Raw genomic sequence first — 26,233 nt, 5'->3', positions numbered from 1 at the left:
CCGCCAAGCCCACACGCCGCCGTGCCACACGCAAACCGGCAGCCGCCAAAACGCTACCGCCAGCGTAGACGCCTGTGGCTGACGCTCCGGTCGATGCGCAGGAAGCCGGTGAGGCAGAAACCGTAGCGGGTGAGGCAACACAGCTGCGCCCAAAAAACCTGCCCGTCGCCGCGCACCGCGCAGCAAGGCAGCAGCCGCTACGGCAGAAGCGACAGCCGACACCACCGCAACACCGGATGCGGAGCAGGATGCGCCCAAAAAGCCCACCCGCCGCCGCACGACCCGCAAAGCCAGCACAGAAGCGGCACCTGCCGCAGAAGCCACACCGGCCCCCACGCAGGAAAAAGCAGAACCGCTGGTGCAGCCAATCGTGATTGAGGATAGCCCGCCAACAACCCGCCGTCGTACGGGGTGGTGGAAGCGCTAAAACCCACCCTGACTGTCCGGGTGGAGGTATTTCTTCCACCCGGACAACAGGCTGCCGGTTTTTCTTCCCGGCGACCTTGTGCTAGGAGAGCAGGCCGCATTTCAATGCCCTGCCTGCCGGAGTTTACATGAGCCAGTCCCTTACAGACCCCCAGACCACCAACACGCTTGGTGCGGGCCATAATGGACAAATGGTTCTGGCCCTGCCCAAGGGCCGCATTCTCAAGGCTGTAACCCCCCTTATGGCCGGTACGGGCATGGCCCCTTCCGCCGACTGTCTGGGCGACAGCAGCCGCAAGCTGCGTTTTTCTACCGAGGACCCCGGCGTGGACATTGTACGTGTCCGCTCGTTTGACGTTGCCACCTTTGTGGCTGCTGGCGGTGCGCAGGTTGGTATTTGCGGCTCCGACGTGCTGATGGAATTTGACTACCCTGAAATTTATGCCCCCCTTGATCTGGGCATTGGCTCATGCCGCATTGCGGTGGCCCAGCCAGCCCACCTGCCGCATGACCCGCAGGAATGGTCGCGCTGGTCAGAGGTGCGGGTCGCTACCAAATACCCCGCCATTACCCGCCGCTTTTTTGCCGCGCGCGGCATTAACGCCACCATTGTGCATCTGCACGGCGCCATGGAGCTGGCGCCCATGCTTGGCCTGTCACGCCTGATTGTGGATCTGGTGGACACAGGCTCCACCCTGCGCGCAAACGGATTGAAGGAGGTTGAAACCATTGCTCAGGTTTCCAGCCGCCTGATTATCAACCGCACGGCGCTCAAAACCCGCCCCGACCAGATTGACGGCATTCTCTCACGCTTCCGCACGGCGCTTGCGCAAAGCGCGCCCGCCGCAAAATAATGTGTAAGGCAGATCAAACTCCATGAAACGGCTTGATACGCGCGATGCCGGTTTTGAAAGCGCCTTCAGCGCGCTGCTGACCAACCGGGAAGAACAGGGGCAGGAAGTCACCGGCCCCGTAGCCAACATTCTGGCCTCCGTGCGCAAGGAGGGCGATGCCGCCCTGTGCGCCCTGACCGAACGCTTTGACCGCCTGCCCGTAACACCGGAAAAACTGGCCTTTACCGCTGAAGAAGTGGCCAAGGCCAAGGCGCAGGTCAGCCCCGAACTGCTGGACGCGCTGGACGTTGCTGCCCGGCGGATTGAGAGCTTCCACCAAAAGCAGCTCCCCGCGGACATGCGCTACACTGATGACGCGGGCATGACCCTTGGCATGCGCTGGATTCCGCTGGACGCCGTTGGGCTGTATGTCCCCGGTGGCAAGGCGGCTTATCCGTCCTCCGTGCTTATGAACGCCATTCCCGCCAAGGTGGCCGGAGTTGGGCGGCTGGCCATGTGCGTGCCCACACCCGATGGTGTGATCAACCCGCTGGTACTGGCCGCCGCCGACCGCGCAGGTGTGACCGAAATCTACCGCGTAGGGGGTGCGCAGGCTGTAGGTGCCATGGCCTATGGTACGCAGAGCATCCAGCCCGTTGACCGTATTGTCGGCCCCGGCAACGCCTATGTAGCCGAAGCCAAACGGCAGGTCTTTGGGCATGTGGGGATTGATAGCATTGCAGGCCCGTCCGATGTGGTGGTCATTGCCGATTCGGGCTCCGACCCGCGCGTGATCGCACTCGACCTGCTGGCCCAGGCCGAGCATGACGAACTGGCACAGGCCACACTGATTACCCCTGACGCCACCTTTGCCGACAGGGTAATTGCAGCAGTGGACGCGGAGCTGAAAGTTCTGACCCGCACCGCCATTGCCAGTGCAAGCTGGGCGCGCAATGGGGCTGTGCTCATTACCCGTGATCTGCTTGAAGCTGTGGAACTGACCAACCGTCTGGCACCCGAACATCTGGAACTGATGGTGGATGACCCAGAGGCCCTTTTTGTGCATGTCCGGCACGCGGGAGCGGCGTTTCTGGGCCGTTTCTGCCCCGAAGCTGTGGGGGATTACGTGGGGGGGCCAAACCATGTCCTGCCCACATCGCGCACCGCGCGCTTTGCCTCCGGCCTGTCTGTTTACGACTTTATGAAGCGCACGACATTCCTGTCCGGCGGGCCGGACGCTTCGCCGAATTGGTCCTTCCGCCGTGGCTCTGGCCCATGCCGAAGGGCTGCAAGCCCACGCCCTTAGCGTTTCTGCCCGGCTGGATGCCCTGGCCGAGCAAACACCTAACGCTTGACCGCCAAGCGCCCCTCAACCATACCTGCTGACCAGAACTTCCGTCAGTTTTAACATACACGAAGGATGCAATGTCTAAAGAAGACATGATCGAATTTAGCGGCACAGTAACCGAACTGCTGCCTAATGCCATGTTCCGCGTAAAGCTGGACAACGAACACGTTATTCTCGCCCATACCAGTGGCAAGATGCGCAAGAACCGTATTCGCGTTCTGGCAGGCGACCGGGTGAATGTGGAAATGACCCCCTATGACCTGTCCAAGGGTCGTATCACCTTCCGCTTCAAGTAAGCATGACACTCTCCTGCCAGACACAGGCGGGGCAGAACGTGGCCCCCCTTCTGGTTCTGGCATCTGCCTCCCCCCGCCGTATTGCGCTGCTGGAACAGATCGGGCTTACGCCCGACCGTGTTCTGCCTGCCAATATTGATGAAACACCGGCCAAAGGCGAGGTGCCACGGGTTTATGCCCAGCGCATGGCAGCCGAAAAAGCCAGAACTGTCGCCAGCACGCTTGGCGAACCCGCCCTTGTGCTGGCAGCAGATACCGTTGTGGCCCTTGGCCGCCGCATTCTGCCCAAAGCAGAGGACCGGGATACAGCGCGCTTCTGCCTTGAGCGCCTGTCTGGTCGGCGGCATACGGTGCTGACATCCGTTGTGGTGGCCCCGACCACCAGTTGGGTGTCTGGGCGATATGGCGCACGGCTGGTGGAAACGGCTGTCACCTTCTCCCGCCTGACACCTTACCAGATTGACGCCCTGCTGGACGCGGGTGACTGGTCTGGCAAGGCTGGTGGTTACGCCCTTCAGGGCCATGCTGCTGGTTTTATCCGCGCGCTGTCTGGGAGCGCCTCAGCCGTAATTGGCCTGCCATTGTTTGAGACAGCGCAGCTCCTGCGTGGGCAACCCGGTGGCTGGCTAGCGTGAGCCTGTTCCTGCGCATTGCCACATTTCCGGGCGAAATGCGCATTGCGGTTACCAAAAACGATAGCTTGCTGGATTTTGCGCTCTGGCGCCCTGCTGCCCCCGATATGGTGGGCAGCATCTTCCATGCCCGCATAGAAGCCCTTACCCCCGGAATGGGGGGAGCTTTTGTGGCGCTTGCTCCCAACCTGAGCGGCTTTTTGCCCTTACAAAATGGCGCGCCCAAGCTGACCGAGGGGCAGAGTATTACGGTGGAAGTCAGCCGTGCCGCACAAGGGGGCAAAGGCGTACGCCTGCGCCTGCTGGCGGCAGATGTCTGCTCGGAGCAAAGGGGGCTTGTAACCCCCGGCCCCACACCGCTGGCACGACTTGCCGCCTTATGGCCCACCGCAACACTGGTAGCGGACAGCCCGGCAGCGGCAGCCCACATCCCCCCTTCCCTCCGTGAGCGGCGCGAGCCCGGCTTTACCCCCTACCCCGATGCCATAGCTGCCGCCTGCGATGCTCTTGAGGAGCCCGTGGTGCACCTGCCCGGTGGGATGGAAGCAACCATTACCCCCACCCCGGCCCTGATTGCGATTGACATGGACGCCCCACCCGCACAAACGGGCAGGCCCAAACAAACCGCACAATTTGCCGCCAACCGCGACGCACTGCCCGCACTCATGGGCCAAATCCGCCTGCGCAACCTGTCTGGCGCCATTCTTATTGATCCGGCGGGGCTGGCAACACGCAAACGTCAGGCCCTGCTGGAGCCTATGGCCGAAGCGCTCAAGCCTGACCCGCTCAACCCCCGCTGCCTGGGCGTAACGGCTCTGGGTTGATAGAAATTGTGCGCGCACGGATTTATCCCTCCCTACCTGAACTGCTGAACAGCCCACACGGACGCGCACTGCGGGCACTACGGCACATTCTAGCCCACGCCCCCCATACACGCCGCCTGCGCGGTGGGGCGGGCCTTATGCGCGCACTGGAGCAGGACCCCGAAGCCGTGGCCGAATGCGCCCGCCAGCTTGGCAGGCCCCTGAGCCTGCACATGGACCCCGCCCTGCCCGATTTGACATGGACGGTTCAGGATTAACAATGACCCACTCAGCCAAATGCCCGATTTGCGGGCAGCCTTCCGCCACAGCCTATCGCCCCTTTTGCTCCCGCCGCTGTGCGGATGTGGACCTTGGCCGCTGGTTTGGTGGCACCTACCGCATTCCGGCTGAACAGCTCCCCGATGCGGAAAGCGAAAAAGCTGAAATAAATGACAAAACATGACTTGATCTCGGAAGCCAGCTGAGATAAATCCTCTCTCACGCCGCAAGGCTTGCGGTGCCCAAGTAGCTCAGTTGGTAGAGCATGCGACTGAAAATCGCAGTGTCACTGGTTCGATCCCGGTCTTGGGCACCATTCTCGCATTTACCAAAATGCTCCCCCCTAAAATATTATAGTTACGTTTGTAACTGACAGACATGACGCGCTCTTAGCGGATCTCTATTCAGTCTGTACACTATTTCGTGTTGGCCGCATGTGCTCTTCCCGCTTTGAAGCACTGTGACGCCCTGTTTTCCCTTGAATATTTTGCCCAGCTCTTCCCGGCCTGCCCACACGGGCCATTTTATGGGGTCTCCGCACCCGCCCCTACTGGGATAATTGGCCTAGGTTTGTAAAAAACACACAAACACATCCAGCTAGTAAATAAAAAAACAAAATAATAATATATACTGTATTTATTTGATGTTATGAAAATACTATCAAGCAAACTACATGAACAATTATAATATTGTTAATGGATTATCATTAACCATCACTCCTGAGACTTTATAGCCACATGCGCTTCAGGAGACAGCATTATGCTGGAAGATTTGGTGACGGTTCTCCAGAAAACGAGATTCAATGGTCTTAAATTTTATCTTTTTACAAGCTCGCTCCTTGTCTCTATCCCGTCTTTTGCGTCGGGCAGTTCAACGGGGTACACCGTAAACAATGGCCAGACCTATGAGATTTCCAGCAATCAGAATACAGACCTTACCAACAACGGTACAGTGACTGTTACCTCTAGCGGGAGAGTTACAGGCACAACAACCAACAACAGTATTTTCAGCAACTCCGGATCACTGAATATTCTTAATAATTTTGGTCAGTTTTCCGGTACAAAAGGCACAACGTCAGACATCAACAACGCAGCATCTGGCACAATTACAGGCACATCCAGCAATGCTGGAAATATTGTCAACTATGGCACAATCAATGTTTCGGGGTTCAACATACTGACTGTCACCAATGAACAGGGAGCCTCTTTTACAAATAATAACGGAACATCCAACGGTAATTTTGATAACTCAGGAACCGCAAACCTGAACTCAGGCATGGTTATCGGCAACGTAACCAACCAGAGTTCTGGCAACATGACAACAAGTGCCACCATAGCGGGCAGCGTTGATAACTATGGCACATTAAACCTGAGCGGTACGGGTATGGTACAGGGCACTGTGACCAACCACAGCGGCACGCTCACCCTATCTGGGCAGTACTCCAATATTTTTGGCACGTTGAATGCGGTAGGTGGCACGTTCACTGTTATTGCTGGCAACATTAACGCCCTGTCTGGCTCAGCCAATGGCACGCTCAACGGCACGTTACTGATCAACCGCGGCAATAATTCTGTGTATTCTGGCAGCATGTCCGGGAACGGGACAATTTCCATCGCCAGTGGAACACAGACCCTCTCCGGGGCTAATACCTATACCGGCAACACCAACGTCAGTAACAATGGGCAGCTGATCCTTACCGGATCATTGGCAGGTGCACTCTCCAACACCTCCAATGCCTCCCATGCAAGCGTTATTACCAGCGGGGCCAAGGTAACGGGGAACATCATCAATACCGGTGGTCTTGTTATAAAGGGCACCATTGGCGGGCTGACAGTCAATACAAAGCTCGCGTCCATTCAGATATCAGACAATGCAGTGCTGAACCTGTCGGTCATAAACTCTGGCACTATCACCATGAGCGGCTCCTCCACCATAAAACAGGATGTGACAAACACCTCCGGCGCAACATTCAACCTGACAGATTCTTCAGAAATCCAGAGGCAGGTGAACAATGCGGGCACATTCATCATCAATACAAATGCTCAGGTTTTAGGCAGTTTCACCAACTCAACTGTCCTGAACATGGATTCAGGCGCCATTTCGGGTGCGCTGACCAATACCGGGGTCATGACCATTCAGGATGGATCACAGGTTAGCAGTATAGAAAATAAAAGTGGTACAGCCACTCTTTCCAGTAGCACCGTGCAGGGGGCCGTCGCCAACGATGCCAATGGAACACTGACCATGACCGGTGGCAGCGCTGCAAGTGCAACCAATGCCGGAATCATGACATTGGAAAAAAACAATAAAATTTCAGGAAATGTCACCAATACATCAGGAACTGACGCTGGACGGGAACACCATAAACGGCATACTGGCTGCAAATGGTGGCAGTTTTTCCGTCACCACCAATGGTGCAAGCCTTGGTGCGTTGAGCGGCACCGCCAATGGCACACTCGATGGCCTGTTGACTCTGGCATCCACCAACAGCGCCTATTCCGGCACACTCTCTGGTTCAGGCGGTGTTAAAATCACGGCAGCAGGAGTGCAGGTCTTCGATGGTGATAACAGCTACACCGGTACAACCGAAGTAGATGAAGGCACATTGGTGGTAAATGGGGACCAGAGTGCCGCAAATGGTAATGTGCTGGTGGGCAATACAGGCAATCTGTCCGGCACGGGTACACTGGGGGGCACAACAACAATCGCACAGGGGGGCACACTGACCCCGGGGGATGTCTCGACCCGTGTAGGAACACTGAGTGTTGCAGATAACCTGATACTGGCTCAGGGATCATCCCAACAGTTCTATATGGGGCAGACCAATGCATCCGGTGGGGCCTACAACTCCCTTGTGGCTGTAGGTGGGGATCTGACCCTTGGCGGAACGCTCAACATTACTGCCAACCCGGACGGGCCGAGCGTATCTAAAGGTCATCTCGACGCAGGGCTTTACCGCCTGTACACGTATGGTGGCGCATTGTCCGGCGTTGCAGACCAGACCCTTGGCACAACCAATGTGGCCACGGGTGGCACCGTCTCCTTGCAAACATCCATTGCCCATCAGGTTAACCTGATTGTGGACTATAACAGCCTCACCTTTTGGGACGGGGGAAAGACAAGCAACCGCAGCAACGCTACCATTGATGGTGGCTCAGGCACATGGAACACGGACCCGACAGGACTAAACTGGACCGACAAGACAGGCACCACAAACGGAGCGTGGGTCAATAACAACTTTGTTGTCTACGCTGGCAATGCCGGAACCGTAACCGTGCAGGACACACTTAACGGCCAGCAGTCCAACGTCATTACAAGCGGCATGCAGTTTGCCAACAATGATGGAAAAATCTACATCATAACCGGGGACAACCTGTACGCGGCAAACAGCACCACCACCGTGCGCGTGGGGGATGGCACCACGTCCGGCGCATCCATTACCGCCATACTGGATACCGTGCTGAACGACAAATCAGTCTCCGGCGGAACGACCCTTGTAAAAAGCGATATGGGTACACTGATTATTACAAAAGATCAGACCTATACGGGGGGCACCACCATTGCAGGCGGTGTTCTGCAACTGGGTAACGGGGGCACCACCGGCTCGCTCGCCGCGGGGACCGCCATACAGAACAACGGCAAGCTGGCCATCAATCACAGCGGCACATTCACGCTGGCCCAGAGTATTGCAGGCACAGGGGGGCTGGAGCAGAACGGCGCTGGCACTACGGTACTGAATGCCACCAACACCTACACGGGTGACACCACAATTACTCAGGGAACCCTGGAAGTCGATGGCTCCATTGCCTCATCCCACCTCACGACAGTACAGAATGGCGGAGAGCTGACTGGCACAGGCTCTGTTGGCAATACGGTTATCTCGCAGGGGGGAACCCTTGCCCCGCAGGGAGTACAAGGGAGCATGACCGTGCAGGGCACGTTGCAGGCAGACAGTAATTCCACCCTTGCCCTGAGCGGGGGCAGCCAGCTCTCTGGCAAGACCATGACCTTGCAGGGCATACAATACCAGCAGCTCCAGTCCGGCACTGTCACGGTAACAGACAGCGCATCCCTGTCTGGCAACGTAGTGCTGAATGTAACCCCCTCCACCCGGTTCAAGCTGAATGATTATTATACCCTGCTCACAACCGGCAGCGGCTTTACCCAGAAAAGCTACGCATTGCAGACCAACCTGACCACTCTTTACACATTTATCTCCCCCTCCCTGTTTTACAACGGCAATGATCTTGACGTGCTGCTCGCACGTAACGCCGTGCGCTTTGTAAGCGTCGCCAACAGCCGCAATGAACGCGAAGCGGCACAAGCACTCGACCGCATGCCCTCGGACAACGCCATGGTGCAGGCGGTCGAACTCCTGACGCCTGAGGAAGCACGACGGGGTATGAACGCCCTCTCTGGCGAAGTGCATGCCTCCGCCCGCACCGCCCTGATTCAGGACAGCCTGTTTGTCCGGCAGGCAGCCATGGACCGGCTGGATACAGCCGAGTGCGGCAATGGGCATGTCGATGCCACCCTACATACCGCATCCCTTAAAACCGGACGCAAGGATGAGGGCTGCCTTGCCGGGCAGGCGGTGCTGTGGGGGCAAGCCTATGGCAGCCTTGGCCATAACGGGGGAGATGGCAATGCAGCATCCATGCACCACTCCACCACAGGCTTTATTATGGGAGTGGACGCCCCGTTCATGGATGGTGCGTGGCGTATTGGCGCATTGCTCAGCTATGGCCGCTCCATGTTTGACATCAACAGCGGGCGCGGCTCCTCGGGTCATGGCAACAATGTGAGCATCGGCGGTTATGCTGGCACGCACTGGGGGGCACTCAACCTGAATCTGGGCGCGGCCTATACGTGGAACATGCTGAGCATGCAGCGCACTGTTGCTTTTCCCGGCTACGCGGACCGCCTTTCCAGCAGTTATCTGGCCGGGACGGCGCAAGGATTTGGCGAGGTGGGCTACCGGCTCCATACACGCTATGGTCTGGCCGAGCCCTTTGCCAATGTGGCGTATGTAAACCTGCACACCAACGGCTACCATGAGCATGGAGGCGCTGCCGCACTTCAGGGCCGGGGCATGGATACGGGGGTGACCTTCTCCACCTTTGGTATCAAAGCATCCTCAACCTGCATGCGGGAAAAATGCTGTTGATCCCACATGCCTCGCTCGCGTATCGGCATGCCTTTGGGCTGACTACGCCGACTGCCCACGCCCTGTTTGCAGCGGGTGGCAGCGGGTCCATGGATATTGCCGGGATTCCGCTCTCGGTTGATTCAGCGGTTATCGATGCAGGGCTGACAGCCAGACTGAGCGAACGGATCAAAATCGGGCTGTCGTATCTGGGGCAGTACGGCAACCAGTCTGTGGAAAGCGGGGTCAAGGCCAGCGTGTTGCTGAAGTTCTAGCCCACCCAGCCCTCTGGCACCGCCATAAAGTCCTTGCCGCGACTGTTGCGGCAGGGGCGTCCTTACAGGTGCAGGCGCATATGGGTGCGCAGGTCATTACACCGCTTGGCATACTGGGACGCCTTGGAGGCTGTAAGTAGTTGATCAAAAACGCCCCCAGCAGAGAACCAAAGGAGATGACGGTCAGCAGCTCCCCCGTAAACAGGATCGGGGCATCATAATGCATGGCGGAATACCACAGCAGGCCAATGCTCAGCACAGCACCAAAAAAACCCAGCACACCGGTGGATTTGAGCAAGGAGTCCTCTACACTTTCAAAGGCTGATGTCTCCCGCCACAGGTCAAACAGCTTGCGGTCCACATCATCCACTGCGTCCTTATGTTCCTTTATTTCCACATCGGTGCGCTTGTGCGGGTTTTTGCGGTGAATATCGAGCTCCTGCCGGGCCTTGGCAAATACGCGCCGCCGCTCTTTGATGGCAGGCAGGCTGATATCCACAAAACTGAGAATAGCCACATTGAGCCCGGCGGAAAGCTGCACAACCGCCTGAAAATCACCCCATGTCACACTCATTGCCTTGGCACCCCCACCTGAACATACCCGCTGGTCTGCCCTTCTCTTATAAAGCAGCCCCGGTGAAATAAAGGGGGAGAGGGGCATGTCCGTCATGCCGCCCTACCTACGGCATGCGGCACAGGCCCCGACTCAAGCCTCGGGCAATGGTGCCGTTTGGTAGAGGCTGACACGCAGCCCGCCGTGGGGCACGGGAGCCTGTGGCGGCAAAAACGGCAGGCCGGTTGCGTGGGCAAGTCTGGCCTCGGTGGTGACAATACCCACCCGCCAGCCAGCAAAATGGGTCAGTAAGGTCTGCCCCAGCGCACGGTACAGGGGGAGCAGGCTCTGCTTGTCTCCTATGCGTGTGCCATAAGGTGGGTTGGCAATAACCAGCCCCGCAGGCCCCGGTGGGGGCCGCAGGGTACTGATGGTTGCCTGTGTAAAGGTTACATAATCCTGCACGCCTGCACGCTCGGCATTGGCGCGGCTCATGGTTATGGCGCCTGCATCACGGTCGCTACCATAAAAATGGACCGCAGGGGTGCGTGCACTTTTGACCGCACGCATGGTCTGCCATGCCTGCGCATCAAACGTTGCCAGCAGTTCAAACGCAAACTGGCGGGCGCGACCGGGGTTAAGGCGAGCTGCTATTTCTGCCGCCTCGATAACAAATGTACCCGAACCACACATGGGGTCGAGCACAGGCTCCTGCCCGTTATAGCCGCACTGGCGCAGGAACAGGGCGGCCATTGTCTCACGCATGGGGGCGCGGTTGATCGCCTGCTTGTAGCCACGCCTGTGCAGCAGTTCGCCCGATGTATCCACGCTGAGCGTACAGATATTCTGCTCAATCCGCGCACGGACCAGCACGGGAGCGTCCTCGGCCTGTGTCGCACCCAGTGTCCGGGTAATGGCCTTGCCAATACGTTCGGCAGCGGCACCGGCGTGGTACACGCGCGAGGCGGTGCAGCTTGCCTCCACCCGGAACGCAACATCGGGGCGCAGGATGGTCTGCCACGGCACACGCCCCGCACTTTTATCAAGCTGGGACAGATGCACCACGGGGAAGGACACAATACGTGCAAGAACCCGGCTGGTGCCACGCACCCACAGGTTGGCGCGCCAGACCTCTGGCCAGCCACCGCGAATAACCACCCCACCCGGCACGGCCACAGGCTGGCGGAAGCCCTTGAGCCGCACCTCCGCGCACAGCACGGATTCCAGCCCCGGCACGGTGGCCAGAAAGATCTCAAAGTCCTTGTCTTTTGTCATGACGCCTGAATGACAGGAAGCCAGCCCGACGGCAACTCTATCCTCATTCCCCCATCTGGCCGCACGGTGCGCGGAGGGAGTTGAGGTAATGCCAAAGCCGTGTATAATCGTTGCAAAACCGAACGATTAAGCAGGAGCTGTTCATGAAAAAAACCATTCTGGCTGCATTGGCGGCAACTGCGGGCTTTGCCGGTCTGGCAGGCAATGCACACGCCGCAGCCGATGGTGCGCAACTGTTTGCGACACACTGCGCCATGTGCCACCAGAGCAGCGGCAGCGGCGTGCCCGGGCAGTTCCCTCCGCTTAAAGGCCGCGTGAACCTGATTGCAGCAACCCCCGAGGGCAAAACCTACATCATGCATGTACTGCTCAACGGTCTGGCGGGTAGCCTCAAGGCTGGCGGGGCATCTTACATGGGGTATATGCCCTCCATGGCCGCCATGTCCGATGATGACCTTGCCGCTCTGCTGACCTATGTTTCCACCCTGTCGGGTGATGCCTCGGCCCCCACCTTTACAGCGAGTGACATTAAAACAGCACGCGCAACCCCCATGCAGCCGGGCCAGATTTTGGAAGAGCGCAACACGCTCAACGCAGCACACCCGCTGCCATAAGCCCACAGGCCAAGCCGATTTGGCACCACACCGGAGCCAAACAGCAAAAAGCCTCCCGCACAACCATGCGGGAGGCTTTTTTGTATCCCCCGGCGTAACCTATGCCGGGGAACGCAACAGCACGCTTATTGCGCGGTGTAGCCACCATCAATCACAAGTTCACTGCCCGTCATGAACTTGGATTCATCAGATGCCAGATACAGAATACCGTAGGCAATATCATCAGGTTCCCCCAGATGGCCCAGCGGGTGCAGGTCCACCAGCTTTTGCCGTGCCTCTGCCGCATCATTGGTCAGCCCCTGCACCATGGGGGTCCAGATGTAACCCGGATGCACTGAGTTAACCCGAATTTTGTAGCCCGATTTGGCACAATGCAGCGCCGCAGACTTGGTAAATAGACGCACCCCACCCTTGCTGGCGTTATAGGCTGCCAATGTCGGGTCACCCACCAGCCCCTCAATGGAGGACAGGTTGATAATGGAGCCGCTGCCTACCTTCTTCATCGCTTCAACAGCATATTTGGTGCCAAGGAACACACTATTGAGGTTGATGGACTGCACGCGCTGCCAGTCTTCCAGGCTCGTGCTTTCCACCGTGCCATTATAAGCAATACCGGCATTGTTGACCGCGACATCAAGCTTGCCAAAAGTCTGCTCGGCTGTGGCTATGGCATTCTGCCACTCCGCCTCCTGCGTCACATTGAGTTTGACAAACACGGCCTCTCCGCCAGCCGCCTTGATCTCGGCGACCGTGTTATGCCCGGCCTCTTCCTGCAAATCGGCCACGACCACCTTGGCGCCTTCTTTGGCCAGCAGAACTGCCGTGGCTTTGCCAATGCCATTGGCGGCCCCTGTAACAATGGCCACTTTTCCTGCAACGCGGGACATGTTTTTACTCCATGGTTTGTTCTGTTCCGTGATTACAAACGCAAACCAGAGCCTTTGGCCTTGATGCCCGTCAAAAAAATCGTTTTCTTTGCGTATCCGGTCAAAAAAACAGCGCCTATGCCTGTTTTTTCAAGCGCTGTCTTTCTGCGCTTTCCATGCTGCCAGTGCGCGCGCGCGGGCCACCGTATGCTCCACCATGGGGCTAGGGTAGCCAGTCGGCTGTAATAGACGTGCCTGCCATGGGGTATGAATATCCGTACCGGACAGGCCCGCAAGCTCTGGCACCCATGTACGGATATACGCCCCATCCGGGTCGAACTTCTGTGATTGCAGGATCGGGTTCATAATCCTGAAGAATGGCGCGGATTCAACCCCTGTCCCGGCGTTCCACTGCCAGTTCATGGGGTTGCTGGCCGGGTCATAATCCACCAGCGTATGGGCAAACCAGCGCTCACCCTCGCGCCAGTCGATCAGCAGGTGTTTAACCAGAAAAGACGCCACCACCATGCGCACACGGTTATGCATCAGCCCCGTCTGCCAAAGCTGGCGCATGCCCGCATCAACCAACGGGTAGCCCGTACGCCCCTGCTGCCATCGCGCCAGCCCTTTGGGGTCCACCCGCAATGGCATTGTATCAAACTCGGCCTTGAGGTTACGCGTACTCAGGTCCGGGTGTTCCCATAACAGCGACCAAGCAAACTCCCGCCACCCGATCTCGGACAGGAACTTGCTGGCCCCTTCCGTCGCCCCCTGTGCACTGACCGCGTGCCAGATCTGCCCCGGTGTTATCTGTCCCGTACGCAGGAAGGGGGATAGATCGGACGTTGCATCCCGGTCCGGAAAATCCCGCTCCTGCGCATAGGTTTGCAGGGCGTGGGCTATAAAGTCCTGCAAGCGCGCATGCGCATCCTGTTCCGAAAAAACATAGTGGGGCTGCATGGCTCTGGCCCATGCGGGCAGCCTGCCCAGTGCATGATCCAGCGCAACCCGCTGGGCGGGAAAAGCCGCGCAGGGGGCAAACACCATACCCGTGGGCGCAGGCAGAGGGGCCGGGTAATGGGCCATACTGCTGGCCGCACGCCAGAATGCACCAAAAACCTGAAAAGCCTGCCCAGCCTTGCTCCGCACTGTCCATGGCTCATGCAGCAGGCTGCCCGGCGTGCTGTGGACTGTAACCCCCATCTGCCTGAGTTGCGCCTTGAGCTGGGTATCCGTGGCTTTGCCTGCCGGGTCGTAACGGCGGTTCCAGAACACCTGCGTGCACCCACTCTGGCGGACCAGCTCTGGCAGGAACTGCTCCTCCTGCGCGGCAAAAACATGCAGCTGGCCACCACGGGCACGCAACGCATGGTCGAGTGCCTGCACACCCTGCATCCGCCACCAGTCCAGAGCACTGGTACAAGTCTGCGCAGTGGAGCGCACAACCACGCACAGCAGGGGCTGCCCACTTTGCACGGCACGGCTTAAAGCCAGATTGTCCGACAGACGCAGGTCATCACGGAACCAGACCAGAACAGGGGATTGGCCGCTCATGTCTGCTCCCGTGCTATCTGGGCCATAGTACCGGCCACTTGGCTGGCAGTGCTAGTTAATTGGGCCATCGGACAGGCGAACGAGCACCTTGACCGGGTCTCCGTTATCATCCGGGCCTACGTAAAAATCACGCCATGTATTGCGCGAGAAAATCCATGTTTTTGCAAGGTTCACGCCAAGAGACGTGCTTTTGCATGGAGCGCCACCATCTCCGGGCTGGCCATTGGCGCACTGGGCGGGGTTGCCCCCCTTGGTGGGCAGATAGACATTGGTCTCCAGCACCGCGGTGCGACCATTCAGGCGGATTGTGCCTTCCACCCCTACTTTTTTGCTGACCTCAAGCGGTGCGCCAGCCTGCGGGGGTGGCCCCTGTACAACCACGTCGGAAAAATTGGCCGGGTTGACCGAGCACACTTCCGAAGAGGCCGAGCTGATCGTGCGATCCACACCGTTTATGGTCACGACCACATGCACATCAATAATATATACCGGGCCGGACACGCACAGCGTGCTCTCACCATCGCTGGCAGAGTAGGGCGAACGTGGGGAGGACGCAGCCTGCGCTCCGGCGGACACCAAAGGTAACGCAAGAACGGCGAGCAAAAGACAGGATGCCACAACCAAAAGTCTATGCTTCATCACTACTGCCGCGCCCTTTATCCATCGCCTGTAAACAGCCATCTTCAATACCGCGCATAATCTGGCATGAATGGCCAAAAATAAACAGCCTGTGTCAGCACCACGCAAACAGGGTGCCAAAAAACGCCAGACGTTACAGCGCCACCCAGACCCCGCAGGCCACGGCCAGCACGGACGCAAGCAGCGGTGTGAGCGCCAGCGCCACACAGGCCGCCCTGAACCAGCGTGTATGCCGGGCCAGAGTGCGCCCGTTTTCCGCCGTGATGAAGGATACGGTATAGGCCAGCCACAGGCTTGCATGTTCCTCGTCCCGCTGCGGCACGTCGGACAGAATGCCATCAACCCGCTCCGGCCCGAAATTTTTGGAGATCAGAGTCGAGGAATACAGACCAACAGCGCACAACCCGCCAGCAACACCAAACCCAAGGGCCAGAAACGCACAGATCGGGGAATATTCACGCTGGGAAAAAGCCCCAACCAAAGACACCGCAGCAAACATGACGGACAGCAAAAGACCCACACCCAGACGGGCCTTGAGTGCTGCAAATGCGCTTTGTGTTTCCTGGTACCCGGCATCGGCCAGCATTCTTTTTTCCCGCGCCAGCCACAGGGCAAAATCTTGGTGATCTGTCATTCTTGCGTTCTCCACGGCGGCGGTATGGGGCTGGACATTATAAAATGCAATCCACCCGGCCCGAGCGGCAATGCAAAAAAAGCTGGGCGAGGACGTGCAGCAGCACACGCGCGCACATGGATATGCAGCACAACGCCGCATAAACGGCAACAAACAGCAATTTTTACTGGAGGATGGTGGACCCGACGCTACAGAGGTAATTTATATTTTACAGTGCCTTACACTGTCTAACCATTAAATTATCCACAATGTAGATCAAGGCTTCCAGAGGCAGAGTGTCTAACTTTTCCCTATTCGTTTCCCCTTGTACAACACCCCCAACCTGTACTACCCTGTCAGGGCTACGGCGGCGTGGATGGACACGCGTGAGGTTTGAACACACGGGCACTCCCGTCCCCTAATGCCGGGGATCAATCTGGAAATGGCAGCCAGATCGAAATCAGGAACCGAAGTGCCCTAGCCGGTATCAAGCCCGGCCCGTAGCAACCAGTCGTCCGGCGGATTACAGTCGGTGTGCTCGTGGGTTGAACACAAGAAGCCCTCAGATAGCTGCGGACGCGGCGAGCAGACGGTGAAAGCCCGTCAACCATTGACGCACCTAAGACTAGCAAGCATCATTCACCATTCCTTATGGAGAAAAATGATGAATGACGGAAATTGGCCTGACCCTAGCTGACCCGGCGAGCCAGAAGATGTTACCAAGGATGCAAAGTATTTGCTATCGAGTGGCCCATTGGGGATGCCTAAGAGTTATGCGTGGGTTCCAGCCGTAAGCACAGCCAGCGCTTATTGGTATAGGCTTAATCACAGCGATGGAACTGAGGGGCCAACCTTCACTGTCAATGCTGCGGCTGAATCTTTGTATTTTATAGGCCCAGCGTGATAATCAGCAACATTGATTGCACGCTAGCTTTTCCTCGCGCGCCGCTCACAAGCCAACACCAAAGGCCGACAAGCCGAGTACGGCCCCAGAAGGGTACCGCTTGGCCCGGTATATTCCACCTGCGCCACCCGCCCCTGTCGCAAGCGCGCGACAAAGTGACACGTCCCGTGGCCGGACAGATCAAGCTCCAGCGACATCGGCCCCTTGAGCGTAAACGGCCCCTGCACCTGCTGGTCCTGCCGCCATTGCAGCACCTCGCCGTCTGGTAGGGTGGCCGCGTTATCCGGCACCCCAGCGCAGGCTATGAGGTCCGAGCGGGCCATGCCGACAAGATCATGCTTGGCCTGTAGCGGAACGCTGGAGCAGGCAGAGAGGGTCAGCAGGCAGGCCAACGCCTTAATCCGCATCGTCCTGCCCTTTCGTCAGTTGCTCCCAGAAGCTGCCAGCGCTTGCCCGCCAGCGCCATATGAGCGCCAGCAGGAGAGTGCCGAGGCCTACGATGCCGCCCCCTAGGAGTAGGAAGAACTCATTGTCTGGCGTCACTGAGCAACTGCCAGTGTCTTAAGCGCAGTCGCCTCCTGCGTATCCGTCACGCTGGACAGGCTGATACCCAGAACTCCCATAAACGCATCCAGCACGGTCAGCAGGGCATTGAAGGCAGTGATGGCGGTATTGATGATCGTGCTTGTCACTGTGGACTGAGCAGCAGTCAGGCCCGAGCGCAGGGCCGTGGCAACGCTGTTCAGGTCTACCAGAATCGTATCGACCTTGGTTTTCCAGTTCGTATCGTCATACGTGATGGTCAGCGTGCCGTTGGTTGCATTGGAGAACGCTGTCAGGCTGGCAGCAAGGGCCGTTCCAGCCGTCTCGATCAGAGCCACCGCAGGCGCACCCATGGCGGACGCAATCACGGTGATGCTCAGGATCGTGGCGATGGCGTTAATGCCCGCCTGCCCGTAAGCCTTCACCTTGGCCGTGTTGAGTGTGACGGTAGTTGTACTACCTGTGGTTGTGACCGTGCAGGCGGTCAGGGCGGTCGCGCCGAGAAGCGCAGAGGTCCGCAGGAAGTTGCGGCGGGAAAGATTGGTCATTTTGTGGAGTCCTGGGGAATGGTGACAACGGAGCCGGGGCCGACGAGCGGGGCGGCCTTGGCCGCAGCAGAACTGGAGCGCAGGGCGATTGCCGCGTTGGCTGCGCACTTCCAGTTCAGAGCCAGAAAGTTGATGGCCCGGTACGCCAGCCAGAGTTTGCCAGACTGGTTGGCGGGCAGCGTGATCTGCGTTGCCGCAAGTCCTGCCCCGGCAAATACGGCGCAAGCGATTCCCGCCCACATTGCATAGGGCTGGGGCAAGAGCAGCAGGGCGGTAAGAGGGGAAAGACCACCAATGACAGCAGTGGTTGTCTGAGAGACCGCTTTGGGGGATGGCGTGTCAGCATGGAGTTATCCTTCTCCAAAAGGCCCCACGCGGTAAAACGCATGGTGACCAATCGTGCAGCGATAGAAGCGGGGAGCAGCCCATGCAGGCGCGTGCGGAAGGCGCGTGTCATAGTAGCTGTCTGCCCCGCTGGTGATGTCGTTAAGGGTGCCGCTCACAAGGCGCTGGGCCAGCGCAAGGGCGGTCTGGAACTGCGGGTCTGCACTGGTCACGGCCAGAAGCTTTTCCCGGTTGGGGTCGTCGTCGTTCCAGCATGAGAACTGCCACGGGCAGAGGAACACGCCGCAAATGTTGTGACCCCACCATGCGGGCCGGGCCAGTCGGTTCATGCCCGCGCACAGAACGGCCTGCATGCCGGATGGCCCCTCACCCCTCGCCTCGCCCCATGCGGTACGGGCGGAAACCTGTACGGGGTCAGTGAGTAGAGAGGTTTGCAGCATCCTCCCGCCCTCCCTGCGCCACGTCCCACGGCTCGCGCAGGTGCAGCCAGCGCACCCAGATGGTGCTGGCCACTTCCTGATCGGAAAGGAGAGTTGACCCCACCGCAGACCCCACGGCGCAGATAATGCCCACCATGACGGCCAGCTTTTTCCAGCGCCGCAAGCTGTCCTCGGCAAGCTGGTTCTGGCGCTTTTGCGCTCCGGTGTGTTCGGCAATCTGCTTGGTAAGAGCTGTCAGGGCGTTGCGGGTGTCCGATGCCTCCACGGCCCGGTTGCGCTCGCGCTCCTGCCCCTGCGCTTCAACGGAGATCAGTTTCTCCATCATGGCGCTCTGGCCAGACTTGAGTGTGTCCACATCGTCCTCCAGTCCATCAAGACGGCGGGCATGGCTGTCCACGATCACGCGCAGGTCATCGTCAGCCGCGCAGGAGCCTGCGCACTGTGTTTCGGTCATTCGTTTTATCCGGACATAAAAAAACCGCCTCACGGGGCGGTCGGGCAGGCTCTACATTCGAAGCGAAGTTATGACGCCGCACTCGTGGTCGTAGTGCTGTCCGTTGCTGTGGTCGTGGTGGCCGTAGAGGTGGTGGCAGTTGCCGTCATCACATCGGATGGCTGCGTAGGCAGCGTCTTGGTTGCGGTGTCCGCCCCGCTTGCAATGGAGCTGATCGTCTGCACATAGGCCCTCATGGTCGCCGTAAATACTTCGCCCATGGCGGCAGCTAAATTAGCCTGCTGGTTAATCCATGCCTGCGCAGCCACCGCCTGCGCCTTCAAAGTGACCGGGGCTGCAAAATTACTAGAAGCAGTGACTGTGGATAAATTAATTACACTTCCTGCGCCATCTTCTGATACGGCCTGCGGAGATCCGGAGGCCGATGCTGTTATTTTCGCCCCAAGCTGTTGAGCCAGTAGCAGCGCCTTCCAGTCATCATCAGAAACCTTAACGGCAGAAGTGGGGGGCGTTCCGAGCGTATCATCATAAAATCCGTACACTCCGCTAGAATTTGCTCCGTAAAAAATGGTCATGTCAGTATCCAATCGCGCGCCAAAAGGCGTTATTTCCGCTTCCAGTTGCATACTCAAACGTAGATGTAGAGGTCGGATAAGCGCCCCACTGAAAATGGCCGGTTCCTGCATCTGCGATGACAATATTCAAGCAGGCGTTAGGAAAAGTAACCGGAAAATTTGCCGTTGTGCTGGAGCTTGGAACGTATCCCCACTGCTCTATAAGGCCCGATGGCAACTTCTGGTAGCCTGCCTGCGAAAGTGAAGCGGCAAACTGGTTTGTAAACACCAACGTCCCGCCCGATGTTGTAACTAGGCCGTTACCGTCCATTTTCAGGAAGGCTCTCGTCGCCCCGGTTGAGAGGATATCTAGATCAAGCTCCAGAAACCCATCATCAGTGACGTAGGCATTCAACCATGCATCTGCGACCGTCTTTACGGCTTGCAGGGATGATTCCATGACCCGCACGGAGCCCGTGATAATCTGGTTGCCCGTGAGCGTATTGCCGCCAGCCAGATTGGCCTTGTCCTTATCAAACGCTAGAGTCCCCTTGGCAGTATCAACTGTGTCGTCGTCGTTGACGTACAGATAATGCCAGTTAGACCCGTCATAGCTGTTAACGCCCCCGTAGGTGCTTCCCCGCCGCAATGTAATCTTCTGGGTGGAAGATGCCACCAGCGCCGTAATGGTGCCGGTAACATTGAGTGCGCCGGTAATGTTCTGCGCGCCGGTAAATGTGTTGCTACCATTGAGGACAGCCAGACCGTTAAATAGGCTCTGCCACGTTGCTCCTGTTGCGCCGGGGGTGGATACGTTTGCATCCGCTGTGCTAACCCAGAAGGTGCCAGCGGTAGAGCCTGAGACAATAGCCCCAGCCGGATACCCCCCTATGGACTGGGCAAAGCTCGAATCAAATGCGCCAAGGTATCCCGCCTGCAAAACCTGCACGGCCCCGGAGAGCAGATTAAGCAGGCCGTTCATGTCCTGCCCACGGGGCGGCTCGCCCCCGGCTGCGCGCGCAATAAACGTCTCGGGCGGGAAGCCAAGGGCAACCGAGGCCGTGCCATCGCCCGCTGTGGCCTGTGTCTGCGGGATGGTGGCAATATCGCCCGAAGCCGCAGACGCCCCTATGAGGGAGCCAAACAACTTGCGATCATCTGTGCTTTTCATGGTCAGTCGCTCTGGATTGAATAGGAAACGGAAACACCCGCAGGCTGGGGGAGTACGCCGCTGTTCTGGATAATGCTGACCTGAACATCCGTAGGAATGAACTTGAACACATAGGTCATGCTCATGCTGCCATTGTCCTGCACATAAGCATCGCCCTGCGCCGCAAAGAGCGTGGTCAGGATCTTATTGATGGATATGATCGACCCGTCCGATATGTTGGCTAGGGCCTTGGCGTAGATAAGCTGACGGTATCCATCGTCCGAGAGGCGGAAATTGCTCGTTGCGTCGACCCCGCGGTACCAAGGTGCTTGGTTAAAGCCCTCTTCCGTCAGGTCGTTAGCCTCCCGCCAGCCCAGATATTTGACGGATGCAATGCTGAGAACGCGGGAGACGCCAACAATGCGACCCCACACGTCCAGCCCGTAGCCCTGCGCGGTCTGCACATTCCAGACTAGATTGTACCAGTCATTTATCTGTGTGGACGGGTCCAGCATCTGGTTCCACGCCTCGATAAACGTGCAGATGGCCGGGCTGTTCGCATATTGCGACAGAATGGTCTGACTTACGTCCTGCATCAGTCCACCGATACGTTGATGTTGCCTGTTTCCAGCGTGGGGATCTGGTCAATGTTCATGGACGCCGTAAATCCGACCGGCAGGCTGGAGGTGCCTATGGTGATTTCAACAATCTTCACCCATGACCCGAGAGCCGCCACGGCTGCATAAAAGCTGCTGGCATAGATGGTCTGCCCGATCTGGGAGCCTTCCATGCCATCAAACGCAGCGATAATGGCCGCCTGCACATCTGCCGCAGCCGTTGACGGAACGCCGCTGTTTTTCTCCAGCGTCACGGCAAAATAAATGGGCGTGTCCGTGGCGCGCGTGAACTGCACGGCATAGGTCGGAGGCGTGTGGTATGCGCTGTTGGGGTCAGTTACGGTCACGCTGGTGGTGCCAGTATAAGCGCAGCCCGGCGGCTTCTTGCTGATAATGGCCAGCGCCACAGCCTCGTCCGTGCCGCCGTTGACGCACACGTACAGGCTGTGGGCCGCGATAGACACGCCTCCCGTAGTCACTGCGGCATCGGTGCTGTTGTCAGTCACGTAGGCATCAGTTACTCCGTCAACACTCAGCACGGCCCCAGCTATGGCGTTAAGGGAGCCAATGGCATTGCCCTCCACCGTTGCCGTCCGCCGGGCCTCGAACGCCTGTCGCCCCTCCTCCGCGCTGCCGGTCACGCCCGCAGCCGGGTTGTTAACGGACGTCAGGCCGGTGACTGACTGATAAATGGACACGCTATTGGCAGGGCAATAGATCACACCCTTGGTGGTGCAGGAGAAGGAGCCTATGCCCGTGCCAGTTGCATCAAGCGTGATAGCGCCATCTGCTGCGTAGTAGTTGCCGCTCCCGTCCTGAATGAGCGTTCCTTCTGGCACCACAGCGCCAGCCGAGCCCACGCATGTTACTGTCACAACCGTGGCTGTCGCACCTTTGCGACTGATAAAATAGATATTGCCAATGGCGTCCTGCATGCGACCAAAGGCGCGGTCCGGGTCCACGCCGTTGAAGATTGCAAGCATCTGGTCATACGCATCCCCAAGAATGGCCGTGAGCGACATGGCAAGCTGGCCCTGCGGGGTGGACAGGTCCGTGTTCAGGTTGCCGCCCATGGCCGCGTTCATGTCTGCCAGCGCGCCGGTCAGCATGTCACTTTCAGCCGGGGCCGCAAACCCCGCATCCGTAAAGGACGGCGCGGGTACTGATGTTGTGCCGTAATCAGAGCCCGACATTGCTGGTGGTCCCATCTGTGGTGGTGTAGAGAATTGCGCCGGAAAGCGCGCGGTCATAGCTCATGCTGGAGACCATGCAGCGGGCCTCCGCCACGTCCGGCACGGCTGCGGCGGCCTGCTCAACCTGCGTCTGAAAAACGGAAAGAGACTGGTTCTTACCTAGTATGTTGGTCAGGTACGGCAGGCCCTGCGCCGTATCGTAATAGCACTCGCCCTGAAACACCCGCACGGCAGAGGAAATATCCTGCCCGACCGCATAGGCGCTGGAGGCCACAGCAATGTTGCCGTCATGGTCAAGCAGCAAGTCCCACGTACTCCGGTCAAGAAGGATCGTGTTCATGCGCCACCAATAAAAAAAGCCGCCCCAAAGGACGGCTGATAGACTTGTGAGAGATTAGGAAAAAACTACTGCAAAAAGGTACCGGGTACAAGCGGTATCTGCGCAGACCGCGCAACGGTAGATGAACTATGCCAAAAACCGCGCGCGGGTACAAGGCTATTCCGGCCCCCCAGTATTCCCGCTGCCCGTCTGCACACCCGAATGCTTGTGGCTATCAAGCTGATGCTCCCCGCCTTCACGTCCCCGGTCGCCGTCACGGCCCCGGTCACATTAACCGAACAGTTAATGTCGAACTCCGAAGCATCCACCACGAACTTGCCCGCCGTCTTGACGTGCACGTCCCCGCCGACCCAGCCGATGTATTCGGTCGGGGTGCCATTGAGGAACCCGCCGATATACAGCGCATCCGCGTAATCATGCTGGCGAAAGCTTCCAGGGGCGGACGGAGCGCGGTTGGCCTTTACGCCCGATATGTCCCGCCCGCACACAATGAGCGCGCCAATGTCCCCCACAGCCGGGTCGCAGATAACCGCCCGCGTACCGCCTTGCAGGCGAAAGTACGGAATGCCGTAGATAATGCCGTGCGGCACCGTGCGTCCCGCTCCGTCCTGCTGGTGCACCATAATCTGCACGTCCACCGTGCCGACCGGCTCCAGCCCCACGCCATGCACTGCTTTGACCTGAACCAGCGTGTCTGCGCCGATCATGGAGAGGATGCGGCGGATTGCGGCGTTGGTGGTATTGAAACCGGAGGCTCCGTCTGGCCGCTGCCAAGACCCGGGCAGATTACCCGAGCTTGAAGTTTGCTGGGTTGTCACCGCGCGTTGCTCCTACAAAGGTTATCCACTGGCCGTCAGGCACTTCTGATTCCAGATTGTGTTCAATGATATATGGCAACCAGGTACCGTTGGCCGGGGATGTCTGCGCCGGAACCTGTCCATTCTGGTTATCAACCCAGCCAGCCGGAGCGTAATCGCTCTTGAGGCGAAGGGGGGAGTTGTATCGAATATTGGGGTTGAATAGGCACTCGAACAGAACGCCCGCGTCACTGTAGGCTGGGTAGCCAATGAGGCCGCTTTTCGCGCTGATATAGGGCATATTTACGTCTATATCGTCAGCATAAGCAAAATCGCGCGGCCAAATATGAAGAAAATTCATATTTTCGTCTAAATGGAAAATGGCCTTCACGGACATGCAAAGACGCTCTAGGGCGCTTCTTGGGTCTCCGTAACCGTAGTAGCTCGGGAATACGACTTTGACGCCGTGGTTCTTCAGCCTCCAGCCCATCGTGTAACAAATTGCAGAGGCTATAGTTTCAAAATCAACGGCCCCATTAAATGATATTGGGGTCATCGCAGAGGCTGCCGACAGGCAAAGATTGTTGGCCTCGACTTGAAATGCCACATTTGGTGCGCCGGTGAAATCAGCAAAGGCTGCTGTCACGTATCCAGAAAACACAACAGACATGGGGGAGCTATCGTCTCCACCCAACAGGGTAATCTTATTTGCGTTTTGCCATGTTTGGCGCGACCGTATGACCGACAAGCGGTTCATGGAGCTTAAGGTCATTCCCTCAACCCTAAGGGACAATGAAGATCCTGACGCCATGCCAGCATTGGTAATGTGCGCTCGGACCCTGTGGCCAGATAAGGTCAGGCTGTCTGATCCGTCCGGCCCAAATCCACCCGTCACAATATTGAAAGCAACATCCAGCTTCCTCTTGTGTAATTTTTGGACGGAGCGAGAGCCATGAACAATAGTTTCAGACATTCTTTCCCTCCTGATACATCAGGACATATCGCTCGCTTAGCCCGGAATATTCAGGGTCAGTTTCCCCCCCCTGATCTGCAAAGATCATATCCCCCGGCATGCCAAAATAAGATTTCTGCACAAGCCACGTCCGGTCCTGGCACAAAAGGCCCGCAATAATCATTGTCCCATTCAGCCAGATATTCATGTACAGCCCGGTTGTGCGCTGCTGGATATCAAGTTGCACAGACTGGCCAGACAGTGTTGTTTGTACGGACTGTTGGGCGACCGCGTTTAGCGGAATAACAATAGGGTCGGTCATATTTTACCCGCTCACAGATGATGCTTGTGCGCTTGTCGCTTCTTGGGTTGCGACTGGCCCCGAGAAAGACTTTGCCTCGCCGCTGGGTTTTACAGTCTTTGTTAGCTGGTTGGATGCCGTCAACCGCACCTCCTGCAACCGAACGTCCGCCCAAAGCAGCGTGACGCCCCGTTCGACTGATCGGCGCATGGAGTACTCGACCACGTTCATGTTGGCGTAAGTCTGCTCTGGCGTGGTCACATGGTAGAGGTTGAGATCAGCCACGACCGTATCCAGCGCCTTGGTGAAGCTGGTACGCGCCGTAAGCTCAGGGGATGCGCCTGTAATGCCCGTGGTCGACAACAGATTGCTAATTGCGCTCAGGTTGCCGTAACTCATGCTTGTGCCGTCACACAGCATTTCCACCATGATCTCGCTCGGACGCTTCACCTTGTTGTAGGACATGAACGCGCCGTTCTCTAGCGGAGCGTCAGAGATCATGTAGCCCGCGCGCATATCTACAGCCCGCACCCGGCCCGAGGTTATGACGGCGGTACCGCTGCTATCGAAGATGCCCCACAGCTTGTCGGCCTGCTTGATAAGGTAGCTCTGGAGAAGCGTGTCCAGTTCGACGGATGCCACGGCCTCCGCATCGGATATGACCGTGGACCAGAGTTTAGGAACGCCCGCCCCCGGAATAACATTGGCTGTGACCGGCTGGGCCACCGTTTGCATGACCATGAATATGGCTCCTGAATGGTCGGAGCAGGGTAGTACAGGTTGGGGGTGGGGTACAAGGGAGGCCATACCAACAATGCATGCGGTAAACGTGTGTCATTTGGAGACACTTAATTATCGTCAAAGTGAACACTTTAATGGTAATAGCCGTCGTGCTCAGACAAAATATCTTTCAACTTGGCCAGTTTTTCGAATTTTCCATAAA

At 57.9% G+C, this 26,233-nt stretch carries 28 protein-coding genes, 1 tRNA gene and 3 pseudogenes; 11 read left to right on the top strand and 21 right to left on the bottom strand.

Annotated features, from left to right (window positions below):
- Window positions 1-324 (bottom strand): hypothetical protein (locus JCM25146_RS23080; protein ID WP_206777540.1); only part of this gene is annotated, 324 nt, incomplete at its 3' end.
- A gap of 230 nt (window positions 325-554) precedes the next feature.
- Between JCM25146_RS23080 and hisG the strand changes: the two genes are divergently transcribed.
- The 10 genes and pseudogenes from hisG to JCM25146_RS25150 all read left to right on the top strand — a co-directional run bounded on the left by hisG (window position 555) and on the right by JCM25146_RS25150 (window position 10,038).
- Entirely contained in the window at window positions 555-1,280 is a 726-nt protein-coding gene (gene hisG, locus JCM25146_RS09530; RefSeq protein WP_025827589.1) for an ATP phosphoribosyltransferase, read from the top strand.
- A 22-nt stretch (window positions 1,281-1,302) separates the two neighbouring features.
- Window positions 1,303-2,614, top strand: a pseudogene (gene hisD / locus JCM25146_RS18525) (histidinol dehydrogenase).
- Between the two features lie 70 nt (window positions 2,615-2,684).
- The gene (gene infA / locus JCM25146_RS09520; RefSeq protein WP_003623225.1) at window positions 2,685-2,903 is read left to right on the top strand and encodes a translation initiation factor IF-1; all 219 of its coding nucleotides are present in this window, start codon (window positions 2,685-2,687) and stop codon (window positions 2,901-2,903) included.
- 2 nt (window positions 2,904-2,905) lie between these two features.
- Window positions 2,906-3,538 (top strand): Maf family protein, encoded by a 633-nt coding sequence (locus tag JCM25146_RS09515; protein WP_025827574.1) that lies wholly within the window; start codon window positions 2,906-2,908, stop codon window positions 3,536-3,538.
- Window positions 3,539-3,573: 35 nt separating this feature from the next.
- A pseudogene (locus JCM25146_RS18520) lies at window positions 3,574-4,616 on the top strand (ribonuclease E/G).
- Window positions 4,617-4,618: 2 nt separating this feature from the next.
- The gene (locus JCM25146_RS09505) at window positions 4,619-4,801 is read left to right on the top strand and encodes a DNA gyrase inhibitor YacG (protein WP_025827572.1); all 183 of its coding nucleotides are present in this window, start codon (window positions 4,619-4,621) and stop codon (window positions 4,799-4,801) included.
- A gap of 56 nt (window positions 4,802-4,857) precedes the next feature.
- A tRNA-Phe gene (locus JCM25146_RS09500) sits at window positions 4,858-4,933 on the top strand.
- Window positions 4,934-5,376: 443 nt separating this feature from the next.
- Entirely contained in the window at window positions 5,377-7,146 is a 1,770-nt protein-coding gene (locus tag JCM25146_RS23795) for a beta strand repeat-containing protein (RefSeq protein WP_025827571.1), read from the top strand.
- Between the two features lie 16 nt (window positions 7,147-7,162).
- The gene (locus JCM25146_RS23790) at window positions 7,163-9,784 is read left to right on the top strand and encodes an autotransporter outer membrane beta-barrel domain-containing protein (RefSeq protein ID WP_025827569.1); all 2,622 of its coding nucleotides are present in this window, start codon (window positions 7,163-7,165) and stop codon (window positions 9,782-9,784) included.
- On the top strand, window positions 9,781-10,038 hold the full coding sequence (locus JCM25146_RS25150; protein ID WP_408734916.1) for an autotransporter domain-containing protein: 258 nt from the start codon (window positions 9,781-9,783) through the stop codon (window positions 10,036-10,038). Before JCM25146_RS23790 ends, JCM25146_RS25150 begins: the two co-directional genes overlap by 4 nt.
- A gap of 62 nt (window positions 10,039-10,100) precedes the next feature.
- On the opposite strand, the pseudogene JCM25146_RS18510 reads toward JCM25146_RS25150, so the two are convergent.
- Window positions 10,101-10,612, bottom strand: a pseudogene (locus JCM25146_RS18510) (hypothetical protein).
- A gap of 132 nt (window positions 10,613-10,744) precedes the next feature.
- A complete protein-coding gene (locus JCM25146_RS09475) occupies window positions 10,745-11,866 on the bottom strand; it encodes a THUMP domain-containing class I SAM-dependent RNA methyltransferase (protein ID WP_025827566.1) in 1,122 nt (373 codons plus the stop codon).
- Window positions 11,867-12,009: 143 nt separating this feature from the next.
- On the opposite strand from JCM25146_RS09475, the gene JCM25146_RS09470 reads away from it, so the two are divergent.
- Window positions 12,010-12,480, top strand: a complete 471-nt coding sequence (locus JCM25146_RS09470) for a c-type cytochrome (RefSeq protein ID WP_025827565.1) — start codon at window positions 12,010-12,012, stop codon at window positions 12,478-12,480.
- Between the two features lie 125 nt (window positions 12,481-12,605).
- On the opposite strand, the gene JCM25146_RS09465 is transcribed toward JCM25146_RS09470, so the two are convergent.
- From JCM25146_RS09465 to JCM25146_RS09370, 18 genes are all read right to left on the bottom strand, one after another.
- Window positions 12,606-13,367 carry an SDR family oxidoreductase gene (locus JCM25146_RS09465; RefSeq protein WP_025827563.1) on the bottom strand — a complete coding sequence of 254 codons (762 nt, stop codon included), beginning with the start codon at window positions 13,365-13,367 and terminating at the stop codon, window positions 12,606-12,608.
- A gap of 129 nt (window positions 13,368-13,496) precedes the next feature.
- Entirely contained in the window at window positions 13,497-14,900 is a 1,404-nt protein-coding gene (locus tag JCM25146_RS09460; RefSeq protein WP_025827561.1) for a cryptochrome/photolyase family protein, read from the bottom strand.
- A gap of 51 nt (window positions 14,901-14,951) precedes the next feature.
- Window positions 14,952-15,518 (bottom strand): hypothetical protein, encoded by a 567-nt coding sequence (locus JCM25146_RS09455; protein ID WP_148299035.1) that lies wholly within the window; start codon window positions 15,516-15,518, stop codon window positions 14,952-14,954.
- Window positions 15,519-15,672: 154 nt separating this feature from the next.
- Complete coding sequence (locus tag JCM25146_RS09450) at window positions 15,673-16,173, bottom strand: hypothetical protein (RefSeq protein ID WP_025827558.1); 501 nt, start codon at window positions 16,171-16,173, stop codon at window positions 15,673-15,675.
- Between the two features lie 906 nt (window positions 16,174-17,079).
- Window positions 17,080-17,463 carry a hypothetical protein gene (locus JCM25146_RS09440; protein ID WP_025827557.1) on the bottom strand — a complete coding sequence of 128 codons (384 nt, stop codon included), beginning with the start codon at window positions 17,461-17,463 and terminating at the stop codon, window positions 17,080-17,082.
- A gap of 132 nt (window positions 17,464-17,595) precedes the next feature.
- Complete coding sequence (locus JCM25146_RS09430; protein WP_025827555.1) at window positions 17,596-18,147, bottom strand: twin-arginine translocation signal domain-containing protein; 552 nt, start codon at window positions 18,145-18,147, stop codon at window positions 17,596-17,598.
- Entirely contained in the window at window positions 18,144-18,389 is a 246-nt protein-coding gene (locus JCM25146_RS09425; RefSeq protein ID WP_242401033.1) for a hypothetical protein, read from the bottom strand. Before JCM25146_RS09425 ends, JCM25146_RS09430 begins: the two co-directional genes overlap by 4 nt.
- 108 nt (window positions 18,390-18,497) lie before the next feature.
- Entirely contained in the window at window positions 18,498-18,932 is a 435-nt protein-coding gene (locus JCM25146_RS09420; RefSeq protein WP_025827552.1) for a cell wall hydrolase, read from the bottom strand.
- Window positions 18,907-19,386: a hypothetical protein gene (locus JCM25146_RS23785; protein ID WP_025827551.1), complete on the bottom strand. Its 480-nt coding sequence runs from the start codon at window positions 19,384-19,386 to the stop codon at window positions 18,907-18,909. Before JCM25146_RS23785 ends, JCM25146_RS09420 begins: the two co-directional genes overlap by 26 nt.
- A gap of 68 nt (window positions 19,387-19,454) precedes the next feature.
- Window positions 19,455-19,961 carry a hypothetical protein gene (locus JCM25146_RS09410; protein ID WP_025827550.1) on the bottom strand — a complete coding sequence of 169 codons (507 nt, stop codon included), beginning with the start codon at window positions 19,959-19,961 and terminating at the stop codon, window positions 19,455-19,457.
- Window position 19,962: 1 nt separating this feature from the next.
- Window positions 19,963-21,111, bottom strand: coding sequence for a gp53-like domain-containing protein (locus JCM25146_RS20790; RefSeq protein WP_025827549.1), 1,149 nt, complete (start codon window positions 21,109-21,111; stop codon window positions 19,963-19,965).
- A gap of 2 nt (window positions 21,112-21,113) precedes the next feature.
- Window positions 21,114-21,686 (bottom strand): DUF2612 domain-containing protein, encoded by a 573-nt coding sequence (locus tag JCM25146_RS09400; protein WP_025827548.1) that lies wholly within the window; start codon window positions 21,684-21,686, stop codon window positions 21,114-21,116.
- Entirely contained in the window at window positions 21,686-22,900 is a 1,215-nt protein-coding gene (locus JCM25146_RS09395) for a baseplate J/gp47 family protein (RefSeq protein WP_025827546.1), read from the bottom strand. The genes JCM25146_RS09400 and JCM25146_RS09395 overlap by 1 nt, the downstream gene beginning before the upstream one ends.
- Complete coding sequence (locus tag JCM25146_RS09390; protein WP_025827544.1) at window positions 22,887-23,240, bottom strand: hypothetical protein; 354 nt, start codon at window positions 23,238-23,240, stop codon at window positions 22,887-22,889. Before JCM25146_RS09390 ends, JCM25146_RS09395 begins: the two co-directional genes overlap by 14 nt.
- A gap of 65 nt (window positions 23,241-23,305) precedes the next feature.
- Window positions 23,306-24,058, bottom strand: a complete 753-nt coding sequence (locus tag JCM25146_RS25225; protein ID WP_456303743.1) for a baseplate assembly protein — start codon at window positions 24,056-24,058, stop codon at window positions 23,306-23,308.
- Window positions 24,027-25,010 (bottom strand): baseplate hub protein, encoded by a 984-nt coding sequence (locus JCM25146_RS09380; RefSeq protein WP_148299034.1) that lies wholly within the window; start codon window positions 25,008-25,010, stop codon window positions 24,027-24,029. Before JCM25146_RS09380 ends, JCM25146_RS25225 begins: the two co-directional genes overlap by 32 nt.
- A complete protein-coding gene (locus JCM25146_RS09375) occupies window positions 25,003-25,311 on the bottom strand; it encodes a phage baseplate plug family protein (RefSeq protein WP_025827541.1) in 309 nt (102 codons plus the stop codon). The genes JCM25146_RS09380 and JCM25146_RS09375 overlap by 8 nt, the downstream gene beginning before the upstream one ends.
- Before the next feature lie 3 nt (window positions 25,312-25,314).
- Window positions 25,315-26,031 carry a phage baseplate protein gene (locus JCM25146_RS09370; RefSeq protein ID WP_025827539.1) on the bottom strand — a complete coding sequence of 239 codons (717 nt, stop codon included), beginning with the start codon at window positions 26,029-26,031 and terminating at the stop codon, window positions 25,315-25,317.
- Between the last annotated feature and the right edge of the window lie 202 nt (window positions 26,032-26,233).

It is taken from the genome of Acetobacter okinawensis JCM 25146 (assembly GCF_000613865.1).
Classification (GTDB): Bacteria; Pseudomonadota; Alphaproteobacteria; order Acetobacterales; family Acetobacteraceae; genus Acetobacter; species Acetobacter okinawensis.
Note: the sequence above shows the minus strand (reverse complement) of the source record. Positions and strands in the feature narration are given on the sequence as shown.